13 protein-coding genes are annotated in these 13,216 nt (G+C 68.3%); 11 read left to right on the top strand and 2 right to left on the bottom strand.

Going from position 1 to position 13,216, the window contains the following annotated elements; all coding sequences use genetic code 11:
• Positions 1-5 precede the first annotated feature (5 nt).
• The 5 genes from argS to scpB all read left to right on the top strand — a co-directional run bounded on the left by argS (position 6) and on the right by scpB (position 5,425).
• Complete coding sequence (argS, locus tag CDV49_RS09595; RefSeq protein WP_088215313.1) at positions 6-1,751, top strand: arginine--tRNA ligase; 1,746 nt, start codon at positions 6-8, stop codon at positions 1,749-1,751.
• A 90-nt stretch (positions 1,752-1,841) separates the two neighbouring features.
• A complete protein-coding gene (locus CDV49_RS09590) occupies positions 1,842-2,735 on the top strand; it encodes an SPOR domain-containing protein (protein WP_088215312.1) in 894 nt (297 codons plus the stop codon).
• Entirely contained in the window at positions 2,735-3,739 is a 1,005-nt protein-coding gene (gene nagZ / locus CDV49_RS09585) for a beta-N-acetylhexosaminidase (RefSeq protein WP_088215311.1), read from the top strand. The genes CDV49_RS09590 and nagZ overlap by 1 nt, the downstream gene beginning before the upstream one ends.
• A 253-nt stretch (positions 3,740-3,992) precedes the next feature.
• Positions 3,993-4,775 (top strand): segregation and condensation protein A, encoded by a 783-nt coding sequence (locus CDV49_RS09580; RefSeq protein WP_088215341.1) that lies wholly within the window; start codon positions 3,993-3,995, stop codon positions 4,773-4,775.
• A complete protein-coding gene (scpB, locus tag CDV49_RS09575) occupies positions 4,772-5,425 on the top strand; it encodes an SMC-Scp complex subunit ScpB (protein ID WP_088215310.1) in 654 nt (217 codons plus the stop codon). Before CDV49_RS09580 ends, scpB begins: the two co-directional genes overlap by 4 nt.
• A gap of 92 nt (positions 5,426-5,517) precedes the next feature.
• Here scpB and CDV49_RS09570 read toward each other — a convergent pair whose 3' ends face one another.
• Positions 5,518-6,663, bottom strand: coding sequence for a deoxyguanosinetriphosphate triphosphohydrolase (locus CDV49_RS09570; protein WP_088215309.1), 1,146 nt, complete (start codon positions 6,661-6,663; stop codon positions 5,518-5,520).
• A gap of 81 nt (positions 6,664-6,744) precedes the next feature.
• Between CDV49_RS09570 and CDV49_RS09565 the strand changes: the two genes are divergently transcribed.
• On the top strand, positions 6,745-7,071 hold the full coding sequence (locus CDV49_RS09565) for a HesB/IscA family protein (RefSeq protein WP_179209163.1): 327 nt from the start codon (positions 6,745-6,747) through the stop codon (positions 7,069-7,071).
• 249 nt (positions 7,072-7,320) lie between these two features.
• Here CDV49_RS09565 and CDV49_RS09560 read toward each other — a convergent pair whose 3' ends face one another.
• A complete protein-coding gene (locus CDV49_RS09560) occupies positions 7,321-8,661 on the bottom strand; it encodes a diguanylate cyclase domain-containing protein (RefSeq protein ID WP_088215307.1) in 1,341 nt (446 codons plus the stop codon).
• 85 nt (positions 8,662-8,746) lie between these two features.
• Between CDV49_RS09560 and CDV49_RS09555 the strand changes: the two genes are divergently transcribed.
• The 5 genes from CDV49_RS09555 (at position 8,747) to CDV49_RS09535 (ending at position 13,195) form a co-directional block, all read left to right on the top strand.
• The gene (locus CDV49_RS09555; RefSeq protein WP_088215306.1) at positions 8,747-9,031 is read left to right on the top strand and encodes a DUF3572 domain-containing protein; all 285 of its coding nucleotides are present in this window, start codon (positions 8,747-8,749) and stop codon (positions 9,029-9,031) included.
• A gap of 193 nt (positions 9,032-9,224) precedes the next feature.
• Entirely contained in the window at positions 9,225-9,974 is a 750-nt protein-coding gene (locus CDV49_RS09550; RefSeq protein WP_088215305.1) for an HAD family hydrolase, read from the top strand.
• Positions 9,975-10,080: 106 nt separating this feature from the next.
• Entirely contained in the window at positions 10,081-11,556 is a 1,476-nt protein-coding gene (locus CDV49_RS09545; RefSeq protein ID WP_179209160.1) for a trimethylamine methyltransferase family protein, read from the top strand.
• Between the two features lie 64 nt (positions 11,557-11,620).
• Complete coding sequence (locus tag CDV49_RS09540) at positions 11,621-12,202, top strand: heme NO-binding domain-containing protein (protein ID WP_088215303.1); 582 nt, start codon at positions 11,621-11,623, stop codon at positions 12,200-12,202.
• Between the two features lie 3 nt (positions 12,203-12,205).
• On the top strand, positions 12,206-13,195 hold the full coding sequence (locus tag CDV49_RS09535) for a GGDEF domain-containing protein (protein WP_088215302.1): 990 nt from the start codon (positions 12,206-12,208) through the stop codon (positions 13,193-13,195).
• Positions 13,196-13,216: the final 21 nt, after the last annotated feature.

The following is a 13,216-nucleotide window of genomic DNA, read 5'->3' as shown; positions in this document are numbered from 1 at the left end:
GCCCGATGAACATATTCAACACCATTCGCGCCCTTGTCGTCGACAGCCTCGGGGATCTGACCGCTGAGGGCCTTCTGCCTGCCGGGCTGGACACTTCCGCCGTGACGGTGGAGCCGCCGCGCGACGCTGCCCACGGCGATCTGGCGACGAATGCCGCCATGGTTCTGGCAAAGCCCGCCAACATGAAACCCCGCGACATCGCCGAGGCGCTGGCGGCGAAGCTGACGGTCGATCCCCGCATCGCCGCGGCCGAGGTCGCCGGTCCGGGCTTCCTGAACCTGCGGGTGCACCCCTGGGTCTGGGACACGGTGGTTCGCGGCGCGGTGACGGACGGCGCGGATTTCGGCCGCTCCACGCTCGGCGAGGGCAAGAAGGTCAACGTGGAATTCGTCTCCGCCAACCCGACGGGGCCGCTGCATGTCGGCCATACGCGGGGCGCGGTGTTCGGGGATGCGCTTTCGCGTCTGCTGGATTTCGCGGGCTATGACGTCACGCGCGAATATTACATCAACGACGGCGGCGCGCAGGTCGATGTGCTGGCGCGCTCCGCCTATGAGCGCTACCGGGAGGCCAACGGCCTTGACCCCGAGATCCGCGAGGGGCTCTACCCCGGCGATTACCTGATCCCGGTGGGGGAGGCGCTGAAGGCGAAATACGGCACCTCGCTGCTCGACAAGCCCGAAGCCGAATGGCTGGACGAGGTGCGCGACTTCGCCACCGGTGAGATGATGAAGATGATCCGAGAGGATCTGGCGCTCCTCGGCATCGAGATGGACGTGTTCTTCTCCGAAAAGTCGCTCTATGGCACCGGACGGATCGAAAGCGCGCTGGAGCGGCTGCAATCCGAGGGGCTGATCTACAAGGGTGTGCTGGAACCGCCGAAGGGCAAGACGCCCGACGACTGGGAGCCGCGGGAGCAGACGCTGTTCCGCTCCACCGCCTATGGCGATGACGTGGATCGCCCGATCCGCAAATCCGACGGCGCCTGGACCTATTTCGCCCCCGACATCGCCTATCACTGGGACAAGATCTCGCGCGGCTTCGACGTGCTGATCGACGTGTTCGGTGCCGATCACGGCGGTTACGTGAAGCGGATGAAGGCAGCGGTTGCTGCGCTTTCCGCCAACAAGGTGGAGTTCGACGTCAAGCTCACCCAGCTGGTGAAGCTGTTCAAGAACGGCGAGCCGTTCAAGATGTCCAAGCGCGCGGGCACCTTCGTGACCCTGCGCGACGTGGTGGATCAGGTCGGCCCCGACGTGACCCGCTTCGTGATGCTCACCCGCAAGAACGATGCACCGCTGGATTTCGACTTCGACAAGGTGCTGGAGCAATCCAAGGACAACCCGGTCTTCTACGTCCAATACGCCAATGCGCGGGTGAATTCCGTGCTGCGCAAGGCGGCGGAGATGGGGATCGACGTCGATGACGTGACGCTCGCCGATACCGACCTTGCCCCGAACCGCCATCCGGCGGAGACGGAACTGGCGCGGAAGATCGCCGAGTGGCCGCGGCTGGTGGAAATTGCCGCCCGCAACAACGAGCCGCACCGGATCGCCTTCTATCTCTATGAACTGGCGTCCGAACTGCATGCCTTCTGGAACAAGGGCAATGACGAGCCTTCGCTCCGCTTTGTCCAGGAGGATGACGTCAACGCGACGCAGGCGAAAATCGCCCTTGCGCGGGCCGTATCCGTTGTCATTTCCGCGGGCCTTGGTATCCTTGGCGTCACGCCGGTCGAGGAAATGCGCTGAGAACAAGCGCGCCGCCGGCGCGGCGGGCAGCAGGACGCCTCCTTCCCCGTTGCGGGGAGGAGCGGCTCCGTCGGTATGAGAGGCGGAGCCATGGCGGATTACGAGTACCAGACGACGGAAGACCCTCCGCAGGAAGGGCGAGCGGCGCGCCTGCAAGGGTTCGTCAATCTGGCGGGAACGGTCGTTTCCGTATCGCTGCTGATCGGCCTGGCCGTCTGGGGCTACCAGCTTACCATGCGGGATGTGACGGGCGTGCCGGTCATCCGTGCGCTGGAAGGCCCCATGCGCATCGCGCCGGAGGATCCGGGCGGGCTGACGACCTCCTATCAGGGTCTTGCCGTGAATGCCGTCGCGGCAGAGGGGTCGGCCGCGCCGCCGCCTGATCGTCTCGTCCTCGCTCCGCGCCCCGTGACGCTGGAGGAGGAGGATCGTCCCGCCGCCGCCTTGCAGGCCGAAGCCGTGCAGGAGAAGGTTGCCGCCGCCGTGGATGATGCTGCGGTGGACAATGCCGTGGCGCAGGCCGTGGCTGCCCTCCCCGCTGATATCTTCGCGCCCGAAGACCCGGCGGAGGAGCCGCTTGCGGAGGAACCGCCGCCGCCCGCCGCCAATCCGCCCGCCTCCAATGCCCGGCTCTCCGCCGATCTGCGCCCCATGCCCCGCCCGCCGCGCCGCACGGCAGTCGCGCCGGTGGTGCAGCCGGTCGCCCAGCCGGTGGAGGCGTCGAGCCTCAGGACCGGCGATCAGCTCGTGCAGCTCGGCGCCTTTGACGATGCCGCGACGGCGGAGCGGGAATGGGCGCGGCTGCAATCGAAATTCGGTGCGCTGCTCCGCGCCCGCTCCCGCGTCATCCAGCCCGCGGAAAGCGGCGGACGCACCTTCTATCGCCTGCGCGCCGCAGGCTTCGCCGACGATGCGGATGCGAGACGCTTCTGCACCGCCCTTCTGGCCGAACAGGCCGCCTGTATTCCCGTAACGGTACGCTGATGCCCGGAGCCACCATTCTGGGGTGCGAGGGATTCGCCCTCCTGCCCGACGAACGCCAGTTCTTCCGCGAGGCCGACCCCTGGGGCTTCATCCTCTTTGCCCGCAATATCGAGACGCCGGAGCAGGTCCGCCGCCTGACCGACGATCTGCGCGATGCCGTGGGCCGGGAGGCGCCGGTGCTCGTCGATCAGGAAGGGGGGCGCGTCCAGCGGCTCCGCGCGCCGCACTGGGCGGAGTGGCTGCCCCCGCTGGAGCAGATGGCGCGGGCGGGCACGGAGGGCGTGCGCTCCATGTGGCTCCGCTATCGGCTGATCGCGGCGGAACTCCGCGATGTGGGGATCGACGCGAACTGTGCCCCCCTTGCCGACATCGCGGGGCCGGCGACGCATCCCTTCCTCCGCAACCGCTGCTATGGCGAGGATGTGGCGACCGTCACCGCGGCCTCCCGCGCCGTGGCGGACGGACTGCTGGAGGGCGGGGTGCTTCCGGTGCTGAAGCACATCCCCGGCCATGGCCGCGCAACGGTGGACAGCCACCTGTCGCTGCCCACCGTCACCGCGCCGCTGGAGGAGCTTGAGGAAACCGATTTCGCCGTCTTCCGCGCGCTCAACGATCTGCCGATGGCGATGACGGCGCATATCGTGTTCCCCGCGCTGGATGGGGAGCGCCCGGCGACCTGCTCGCCCATCGTGATGCAGACGATCCGGCAGGACATGGGGTTCGGCAATCTCATCATGTCGGACGACATCTCCATGCAGGCGCTGGCGGGCAGTCTGGAGGAGCGGAGCCGCCTGGCAATTGCAGCGGAATGCGATGTGATCCTGCACTGCAACGGCAAGCGCGCGGAGATGGTGGAGGTGGTCACCGCCTCCGGCCGGATGGAGGGGATCGCGGCGGAGCGCGGGAAGCGGGCGCTCGCGGCCCGCCACGCGCCTGATGCGGCCGATCTCCCCGCGCTCCGGGCGGAGCTTGACCGGCTGCTGGCGGAGCCGGTGAGTGGCTGAGACATCCGGCAAAGGGCGGGCGAAAGCCCCCCGCACAGGCACGCCGGAGGCCGGGGCCGAACGCGGCCAGGCAGGTGACGCGGCATCCGCCCCTTCGCTTCCGGCAAAGGCCCCGGCAAAAGCCCCGGGCGCGCTTTCCGCAGCCGCTGGCCCGAAACAGCCCCCCGCCCCTCTCGTGACCGCCCCGGCGGGCAGGGCCAGCGCAATCCTTCTCGCCGACAACTCCCGCGCTCAGACGACCACCACCGCATCGGTGGACCCTGACGCGGCCGGCTCCGTTGCCGAGCGGCGCGCGGCAGAGGCGCTGATCGTCGATGTGGAGGGTTTCGAAGGCCCGCTCGACCTCCTCCTCTCCCTGTCCCGCAGCCAGAAGGTGGACCTGCGCCGCATCTCCGTGCTGCAACTGGCAGAGCAGTATCTGGCCTTCGTGGAGGAGGCCCGCGCGCTCCGTATCGAGCTTGCTGCCGATTATCTGGTGATGGCCGCGTGGCTCGCCTACCTGAAATCCCGCCTGCTGCTGCCGCCGGACCCGGAAGCGGACGGCCCCTCGGGGGAGGATATGGCCGCGCATCTGGCCTTCCAGCTGGAGCGGCTTCAGGCGATGCGGGAGGCGGCGGAGCGCCTGATGGCCCGGCCCCGCGTCGGCATGGACATGTTCCCGCGCGGACGGTCCGAACCCGTCGTCGCGGCGCGCACGACGCGCTATACGGCGACGCTGGCCGATATCATGCAGGCCTATGCCCGGCTCCGCACCAAGGAGGAGTTCCGCCCCTATGCCTTCGACCGGGAGAACGTATTTACCATGGAGCAGGCGCTCGCCCGTCTCCGCGACCTGATCGGCTATGGCGGAAGCTGGATGGATCTGCGCCGCTACCTGCCCGATGGCTGGGTGGAGGACCCCGGACGCCGCCGCTCCGCCACAGCCGCGACCTTTGCTGCGACGCTGGAGCTTGCACGGCAGGGGCGGCTGGAAATCAGGCAGGGCAGCACCTTCGCGCCCATCCAGATCCGCGCTCTCGGCGAGGGGCGCGCATGACCGGGCTGTTTCCCCCACCCGCGATGGAGGAGCAGGAGCGGATGGTGGAGGCCATGCTCTTCGCCTCTGCCGATCCGCTCACCACCCGCGCGCTGGCAGAGCGGATGCCGGACGGCTGCGATCCGGCGGAGGCTGTCGCCCGCCTTGCCCGCCGCTACGAAGGCCGGGGCGTGGAACTCCGCCGTGCGGGCGAGGGCTGGGCCTTCCGCACCGCGCCGGACCTCTCCGGCCTGTTCCGGGACGAGGTGGTGGAGACACGCCGCCTGTCCCGCGCGGCGGTTGAGACGCTGGCGATCATCGCCTATCACCAACCCGTCACCCGGACGGAGATCGAGGAAATCCGTGGCGTCGCCCTGTCGCGCGGCACGCTGGACCAGTTGTTCGAGCTGGGGTGGATACGCTTCGGCCGCCGCAGGCTGACCCCGGGACGCCCCGTGACCTTCATGGTGACGGAGACGTTTCTGGATCACTTCGCCCTTGCTTCCGCCCGCGACCTTCCCGGTCTGGCGGAGCTGCGGGCGGCAGGTCTGCTCGACAACCGCGTGCCGCTCGACCGTGCAGACGCCCCGGACAGGGCGGAGGAGCAGTCGGAGACAGAGGAGGAGCCGGAGGACCGCCCCGCGACGCTGGACGACCTGTTCGGTGCCTGACCGGAGAACCTGACGGGGGAACCCACCCCCTCGCACCCGGGCCAACCTCCCCGGGTCAGGCCGGAGCGCGGCACTCCCCGCCGGTGCTGCCGTCAGGCCGTCTCCCCGAACAGCCGCGCATGTTCCTGAAGAGCGAAACGGTCGGTCATGCCCGCGACATAGTCGAGCACCACGCGGGCAAGCTGCGTCTCATCCGCCGCGCGCGCCACATCCACCTGCCATTCCACAGGCAGAAGTGCCGGATCGTTCATGAAGAGCGGAAACAGGTCACGGACCACCTGCGTCACCCGCGCCCGCTCCCGCATGACGGAGGGGGCGCGATACATGCGCTGGAACAGGAAGGACTTGATCGCCTTCAACTCCTGAAAGAGCGGCTTGGAGAAGCGGATGATCGGCCCCTCCATCGCGCGTATCTCGTCCACCGACTGGGGCTGCGCCGCAGTGAGCCGGTTTCTCGCCACGGCGATCACATCCTCCACCATGACGCCGAACACCCGCCGCAGCGCCTCGTGCCGCCGCCGCGTGGGGTCGAGGCCGGGATAGAGGCGATCCACCTCCGCAAAGGCCGGGCCGGTCAGCGGCAGTTCCATCAGGTCGTTCTCGTCGAACAGGCCGGAGCGCAGCCCGTCGTGCAGGTCGTGATGGTTGTAGGCGACATCATCGGCCACCGCCGCCACCTGCGCCTCCGCGCTGGCATGGGTGGACAGGTCGAGGTCGTAGCCCGCGTTCACCTCTGCCAGAGCGTAGGAATAGGGCGGCTCCACCGGGCCATTGTGCTTGGCAAGGCCCTCCAGCGTCTCCCATGTCAGGTTCAGCCCGTCGAAATCGGCGTAGTGCCGTTCGAGAGACGTGACGATCCTGAGCGCCTGCGCATTGTGATCGAACCCGCCATAGGGCGCCATCAGTTCCGCCAGCGCATCCTCGCCGGTATGGCCGAAGGGCGGATGGCCGAGGTCATGCGCCAGAGCCACGGCCTCCGCCAGTTCGGTATTGAGATCGAGCACGCCCGCAATGGTCCGCGCCACCTGCGCCACCTCAAGGCTGTGGGTCAGCCGCGTGCGGTAGTAATCGCCTTCGTGTTCGACAAAGACCTGCGTCTTGTGCTTCAGCCTGCGGAAGGCGGAGGAATGGATGATCCGGTCCCGGTCCCGCTGAAAGGGCGAACGGAAAGTGGACATCCGTTCGGGGTGAAGCCGCCCCCGGCTTTGGTCGGGGAGGCAGGCATAGGGCGCGAGCATGGGTCTGCCTGTTCTTGTGCCGTCTTTTGCCCCCACCTATATTGCAGGGATGACCGGAATGATACGGGTTTTCCCATGAGTCTGACCCTTCCCCCCAAAGTGACCGACCGGGCCTTTGCCCGCATCGCAGAGATCAACGCCGCAACGGGAGAAGGAAAGGCCCTCCGCGTGGCGGTGGAGGGCGGCGGCTGTTCGGGCTTTCAGTATGACATCCGGCTGGATGAGGCGACTGCCGACGATCTGGTCATCGAGAAGGATGGATCGCGGGTGCTGGTGGACAGTGTCTCCCTCCCCTTCCTCTCCTCCGCGGTGATCGACTTCTCGGAAGCGCTGATCGGCGCGCGGTTCACCATCGAGAATCCGAACGCCTCCTCCTCCTGCGGCTGCGGGACAAGCTTTTCCCTCTGAAGGCGCTCCGGTTTCCGGCCCCCTGCGCGCGCCCCTGCGGTTATGAACCTCCGGCGCGTGTTGTGCTGCAAATCCGGCCGTCGCGTCCTCGCTGCGCGCCGTATGACCTTTCCCCGCGCCGGAGTACCGAACTGGCGCGTGACAGAAGGCCAAGCCGGATGGCGCAATACCCGCACCCACGGCAGGCGCCCGCGCTGCCTCTGACCAATTTGCGCCAGACCCGGCCAAGACCCATAAAAGGGCTTCCGCTCAGGCTGCCGAAAGGCTCACGCTCACCATGTCGCGTCCCTCCGCCTTCGCGCGGAGCAGGGCCTGATCCGCGCGGCGGATGATCTCCGCCGCCCCCTCGCGCGCGGCACCGGTCGCCACGCCGACGGAAAGCGTCACGCGCACATCCTCGGCCCCGTCGGGCAGTGACACGGGGCCAGCGGCGGTCACGCGGCGGATATCCTCGGCCATCTGTTGCGCCTGCGGCAGGGCGGCATCCGGCAGCAGCACCAGAAACTCCTCGCCCCCGATACGCGCCAGAACACCAGAATTGCCGATCGTGGCACCGATGCGGCGGGCAAGCTCCACCAGCACGGCATCCCCTGCCGCATGCCCCCAGGTATCGTTCACTACCTTGAAACGGTCTATATCCAGCGCAAGCACCGCGAAATTCCGTCCGGCGGCAGAGGTCCGCGCGATCTCCGGCAGGATGTGACGACGGTTCGGCAGGCCGGTGAGCGGATCGGTCACCGCCAGCCGCAGCCCGGCACGAAGGGAGGCGCGGCGGCGATCGGCCAGCCGCTTCCGGCGAAGCTGTGCCTGAAGGCGGAAGGCCAGCTCGGCCTCCGACGCATCGGCATCCACCACATCCGAGGCGCCGAGATCGAACGCCATGGCCCGCGCGCTTCGCGACGACTCCGGGAACTGGATGCAGATCGCCGCATCCCTGCTGCTGGGCCGGGAGCGAAGGTCGGACATGAGCTGCAGCGCCTCCTCCTCCCGTCCTTCCACGGCGGTCAGAAGGTAGAGGTCGGCCGCCTCCTCACTGCCCAGCGCATCCGCGCGGCTGAGGTGCTGAGTCCGCCCCCCGCCCAGCGCCCTCGCCAGACGCGGGCAGAGATCGCCGGAGGGGGCGCCAAGTGTCACGACGGCGATATGGGCCGCGGCCTCAAAGGGATCCGCGGCTTCCGACAGGCCGAAGCCCGGCACCTCCTCCTCGAAGTCGCCCGCGCGATCGCTGGCCCGGAGGAGGCTGCGAAGCCGCGCAAGCAAGATCATGTCGTCCACCGGTCGCGGCATCGCGTCATCCGCTCCGGCGCGCAAGGCGGCCAGCCGCTGATCCCCTCCCGCAGTGCCAAGGACGATGACCGGCAGGCGGCGGGTTCGGGGATCCCTGCGGAGCGTGCGGCACATCTCGGCGCAGGAGGGCGTCGCAAGGCCGACATCGAGCAGGATGGCGTCCGGCCTGAGGCTCCGCGCGAGCGTCAGCCCCTGCGCCGCCGTCTCCGCCTGAATCGTTTCATAGCAGGCAGAGGCAAGGCGGACCTTGAGGACGATACGGTTCGTCGCCACCCCATCCACGATCAGGATTTTTCCGACCATTCCAATATCCGCCCGCTGCTTGCCGACTGCTTATCGACCTTTTACGAAATTGGTTAAAATTTCCTTTCCGTATCAGGAGACATTTATGCAAAACGAGCGTGAATCCGCCGAGACGCTGGCCATCGCCGCGCTCGGCTGGCTGGCCGCCGATGAAGACCGCTGGCAGCGCTACCTCGGCGCCACCGGGGCTTCGGCGGAAAGCGTGGCGCGGTCGGCTCGCGAGCCGGAGCTTCTGGCGGCAGTCATGGACTTCCTTCTGACGGAAGATCAACTGGTGCTGGGATTCGCTGCAGAGGCAGGCGTCCGGCCAGAGGCCATCCTGCGGGCCCGCCGACGGCTCCCGGGTGGCGAAGCGCTTGACTGGGCGTAAGGCCACCGGACGTAGGGCCTGACTGGGCGTAAGGCCTGACTGGGCGTAAGTGGGCATACGGGAGTCTGACGGAGCGTGGGTCAGCCCGCTCCCGCTTCCCGTCCGACTGCCCGCCCGGGAGCGTCGCGCCAATCGCCTTGCCACGCCCAGCCGGAGCGGGCAGGGTTTCCACCTTGCTCGCGGAGAAACAGCTATGCCCCCCACCATCCCCGATATCGCCGCGATCGTGTTCGACAAGGATGGGACGCTTTTCGACTTCAACGAAAGCTGGTCCGCATGGTCTTCGCGGTTGCTTGAGGATCTGGCCGGAGGGGACAGGGCGCTCGCCTCGTCCCTGGGAGCAGCCATCGGCTACGATCTGGAGGAGCGCCGCTTCGCGCCAGACAGCATCGTCATCGCAGGCACGCCGAAGGAGATCGCGGCGAAGCTGCTGCCTTTGTTGCCCGGTTCCAACATGGCGGGGCTGGTCACGCGGATGAACCTGCTGGCCGCACAGGCCCCCCTGCGGGCCGCCGTGCCGCTTGGCCCGCTGCTCCGGCAGCTGAAGCGTCGCGGCCTGATCCTCGGCCTTGCCACCAACGATGCGGAGGCGCCGGCCCGCGCTCATCTGACGGAGGCCGAGGTGCTTGACCTGTTCGACTTCGTCGCAGGCTCCGACAGCGGGCATGGCGGCAAGCCGGAGCCGGGCATGCTTCTGGCCTTTGCCCGCGCCTTCGATCTGGATCCCCGCCGCGTCGTGATGGTGGGCGACAGCCTCCACGACCTCTCGGCCGGGCGGGCGGCCGGAATGCGGACGGTGGGCGTGCTGACAGGACCGGCTCGGAGAGAGGACCTGGCCCCGCTGGCCGATGTCGTTCTGGAGAATATCGGCGGCCTCCCCGCCTGGCTGGAGGGCGAAGCGCCCAAGACCCACCCGGAAACCGGCAGGGAATCGGTCTCCTGAGCCACGCTTGCCGCCAAACCGACACGACCGTGTCGCGAACAGGCCATCCTTTCCCGTAAGGGGAGAGCATGTCTCTGGCGAGAGGTTGCAGATGGGAAATGCGTCAATGGCGAGCGATGCCGTGCCGGGACAGATGCCGTGGTCTATGCCGGAGAACCCCGATCCGCCCCTCGCCCCGCTTTCGCCGGAGGATGTCATCCGCATTCGCCGCGCCGCGTTGCGCCTGCTGGCGGAGCGCGGTGTGGAGCTTCCGGGGCTGGAGGGAGAGGGCGGTCTGCGTCAGGCGCTGGACACCGCCCGGGTGAGGGTGGAGGGAAACGTCGCGCGTTTCGACCCCGATTTCGTGTCGGACATGGCACGCCTTGCCCCCGCGACTTTCCGGCTGGAGCCGCGCAACCCCGCGCGCGCAGTCACCGTCGGCGGGCAGCACATGCTCTTCGGTGCGGTAGCCTCCGCGACCGAGGTCTGGGACCTGCAGCGCGGGCGCAGGAGCGGCGATCTCGCGGCCTGCGAAGATCTGCTGCGCCTTGCCCAGAGCTTCAACTGCATCCATTTCCTTGGCGGCTATCCCGTTGAGCCGCAGGACATTCCCCCTCCCATGCGCCATCTCGTCTGCGCGGAGGCGGCCCTTCGTCTGACGGACAAGGTTATTCACGCCTATCCGCTCGGCCCTGCCGCGGTGCGGGACGTGATGACGCTGGCGCGGTTCGCCTCCGGCCTGGAGGAGGCGGATTTCGCCGCGAAGCCGCGCCTTTATGTCAATATCAACTCCGCTGGCCCGCTCATCTTCGATGCGAGCGTGCTGGCCGCCACTCTCTGCGCCGCGCGGGCCGGGCAGGCGGTGATGGTGACCCCGCTCGTCATGGCGGAGGCCGGCTCGGGGGTAACGGTCGCCGGCATGGTGACGCTCGCGCTCGCGGAGGCGCTGGCGGTGGTGGCCCTGGTGCAGCAGGTCCGCCCCGGAACGCCGGTCATTCTGGGCGCCCTGTCCGCATGTCTCGGTCCGACCTTCGGCGCACCGGTATTCGGCACGGCAGAGAGCCTTCGCATGACGGAGGCGCTGGGGCAGATCGCACGGAGCCTTCACCTGCCCTTCCGCGCAACCGCGGCGTCCACCGCGAATATCGCCGATGCGCAAGCGATGGCGGAAACAGCCAACAGCCTGTGGAGCGGGGTGCGGTCCGGCGCGAACCTGCTCCATCACGCGGCGGGCTGGCTGTCGCGAGGGACGGCCGCCAGCGTGGAAAAGTTCGTTCTCGACTGTGAGCAGATCCAGCTTGTCCAGCGCTACTGGCAGACCTCCTCCGGTGGGACGGAGGAGGATCTGCTGGCGGGGCTTCCCGGCGCGGGCGGCACGGGGACTGGCACGGGGGCTGCCTTCCCCGAACCTGTCGCCTCCGACTGGCGGCCCTACCCGGTGTGGGAGGAGGACGGCGCGCTCTGGGCCAGCGAGCGGGCGGCCAAGCGCGCGCGGCGCATCCTCGACGCCTATGAGCCGCCCGCCCTCGATCCGGCCCGGGCGGAGGCGATGGCGGATTTCGTGACCAAGCGCAGCCGCGAACTGGACGCCAGCCTCGACTGACAGCGCTCCGTGATACTTTCTTAACCCGGCTGTGAAATGCTGCCTCTGAACCGGGGGCCCTTCCATGCACGGACTCTTCAACCGATCTCTGCACTCCTACCTGCGCAATACCTTCGGCAACGACTTCTGGGCCGCCCTCGCGGCAGAGGCCCGAATCGACGCGGAAGGTTTCGAACCGATCCTGGTCTATGACGACGACATCACCTGCCGCTTGCTGGACATCGCCGCCGAACGGCTGAACCGGCGGCGATGCGACCTGCTGGAGGATTTGGGCACCCATATCGTCTCCGGGCAGGACGGCGGAGCCTTTCGCCGCCTGCTGCGGTTTTCCGGTGTCAGCTTTCTCGAATTCCTCCGCTCCGTCGATCATCTGCCCGGCTGGGGGCGTCTCGCACTGCCGGAACTCGATCTGCCGAGGCTGGAGATGGAGGAGCTCGGCGGCGGTCGCTTCCGGCTCACCTGCCGGTTCCGCCTGCCCGGCGCAGGCTATCTGGCGAGCGGCGTATTGCGCGCCATGGCGGACGAATACGGCGCCCTCGTCCTGATGGAGGAGGTGCAGGATCTGCCCCAAGGCGGAGAACGGATAGAGATAGATGTGCCGCACTGGTCCCACACGCCCGGCCGGCATTTCGATCTTGCGGGGTGAAGGATGGACCGTACCCCTTGCCACATGCGCTTCAGCCGCGACGCCCTCGCACGGCTCATGCCGATGTTCCTGTGGATCGCCGCCGACATGAAGGTGCGCGCCGCAGGGCCGACGATCGCCCGTGTCACCGGGCCGGAGCCGCTTGTCGGACGGCCGTTCGGAGAGGTGTTCAGCCTCCGCAACGGCTCCCGCGGCATCCGGCTGGAGGATATTGCCCAGTCGGACGATCCGCGTCTCTACCTTCAGCTCCCCGGACGCGGAGGCCGCGAGCTGAGAGGCATCGCCGTGCCTCTGGGCGGGGGCGAAGTGTTCCTGAACCTCTCCTTCGGCGTCGGCGTGGCCGAGGCCGTGCGCATGCACGGGCTGACGCAGGCGGATTTCGCGCCGACCGATCTTGCGGTCGAGATGCTCTATCTGATCGAGGCGAAGAACGCCGTGATGGGGGAGCTGCGCGGCCGGAACGACCGCCTCCGCAGCGCCAAGACCCGCGCAGAGGCAGAGGCGCTGACGGACCCGCTCACCGGCCTCGGCAACCGGCGCGCGATGGAGCGGGTGCTGGAGGATGTGATCCGCGCAGGCACGCCCTTCGCGCTCGTGCATGCGGATCTGGATTTCTTCAAGCAGGTCAACGACACGCTGGGCCATGCCGCAGGCGACGACGTGTTGCGGGAAACGGGTCGTATCCTGACCACGCGGCTCCGCCAGCAGGATCATGCCGCCCGTATCGGGGGCGACGAATTCGTCGTCGTGCTTCCGGGCGTCACTTCCGCCGCGCCGCTGGAGGATATCGCCACCCGCCTGCGCAATCGTTTCTCGCGCCGGACGCTGGATGGTGCGCCTGCGGTCCGGCTGGGCGCAAGTCTGGGGGCGGTGATCGTTCCCGCCCGGACCGCCGCCACCGGTACGGAGATTCTCGATGCCGCGGACCGGGAGCTTTATGCCTCCAAGCAGGCGGGGCGGGGGCAACTCTCCGTCAGTTTCCTTCCGCCCTGAGCTCCGGCACCCTCCGCCGCT

Origin of the sequence: Haematobacter genomosp. 1 (assembly GCF_002196855.1) — a bacterium.
Lineage (GTDB): Bacteria > Pseudomonadota > Alphaproteobacteria > Rhodobacterales > Rhodobacteraceae > Haematobacter.
The sequence above is the reverse complement of the archived record's forward strand: the minus strand, read 5'-3'. Positions and strand labels throughout refer to the sequence as shown.

Bases quoted from the DNA above. Each gene is read 5' to 3' on its own strand.
- CDV49_RS09550 (WP_088215305.1), top strand. From the start codon at position 9,225: ATGCCCCCCACCATCCCCGATATCGCCGCGATCGTGTTCGACAAGGAT.
- scpB (WP_088215310.1), top strand. From the start codon at position 4,772: ATGACCGGGCTGTTTCCCCCACCCGCGATGGAGGAGCAGGAGCGGATG.
- CDV49_RS09590 (WP_088215312.1), top strand. From the start codon at position 1,842: ATGGCGGATTACGAGTACCAGACGACGGAAGACCCTCCGCAGGAAGGG.
- nagZ (WP_088215311.1), top strand. From the start codon at position 2,735: ATGCCCGGAGCCACCATTCTGGGGTGCGAGGGATTCGCCCTCCTGCCC.
- CDV49_RS09535 (WP_088215302.1), top strand. From the start codon at position 12,206: ATGGACCGTACCCCTTGCCACATGCGCTTCAGCCGCGACGCCCTCGCA.
- CDV49_RS09555 (WP_088215306.1), top strand. From the start codon at position 8,747: ATGCAAAACGAGCGTGAATCCGCCGAGACGCTGGCCATCGCCGCGCTC.
- CDV49_RS09570 (WP_088215309.1), bottom strand. From the start codon at position 6,663: ATGCTCGCGCCCTATGCCTGCCTCCCCGACCAAAGCCGGGGGCGGCTT.
- argS (WP_088215313.1), top strand. From the start codon at position 6: ATGAACATATTCAACACCATTCGCGCCCTTGTCGTCGACAGCCTCGGG.
- CDV49_RS09545 (WP_179209160.1), top strand. From the start codon at position 10,081: ATGGCGAGCGATGCCGTGCCGGGACAGATGCCGTGGTCTATGCCGGAG.
- CDV49_RS09560 (WP_088215307.1), bottom strand. From the start codon at position 8,661: ATGGTCGGAAAAATCCTGATCGTGGATGGGGTGGCGACGAACCGTATC.
- CDV49_RS09540 (WP_088215303.1), top strand. From the start codon at position 11,621: ATGCACGGACTCTTCAACCGATCTCTGCACTCCTACCTGCGCAATACC.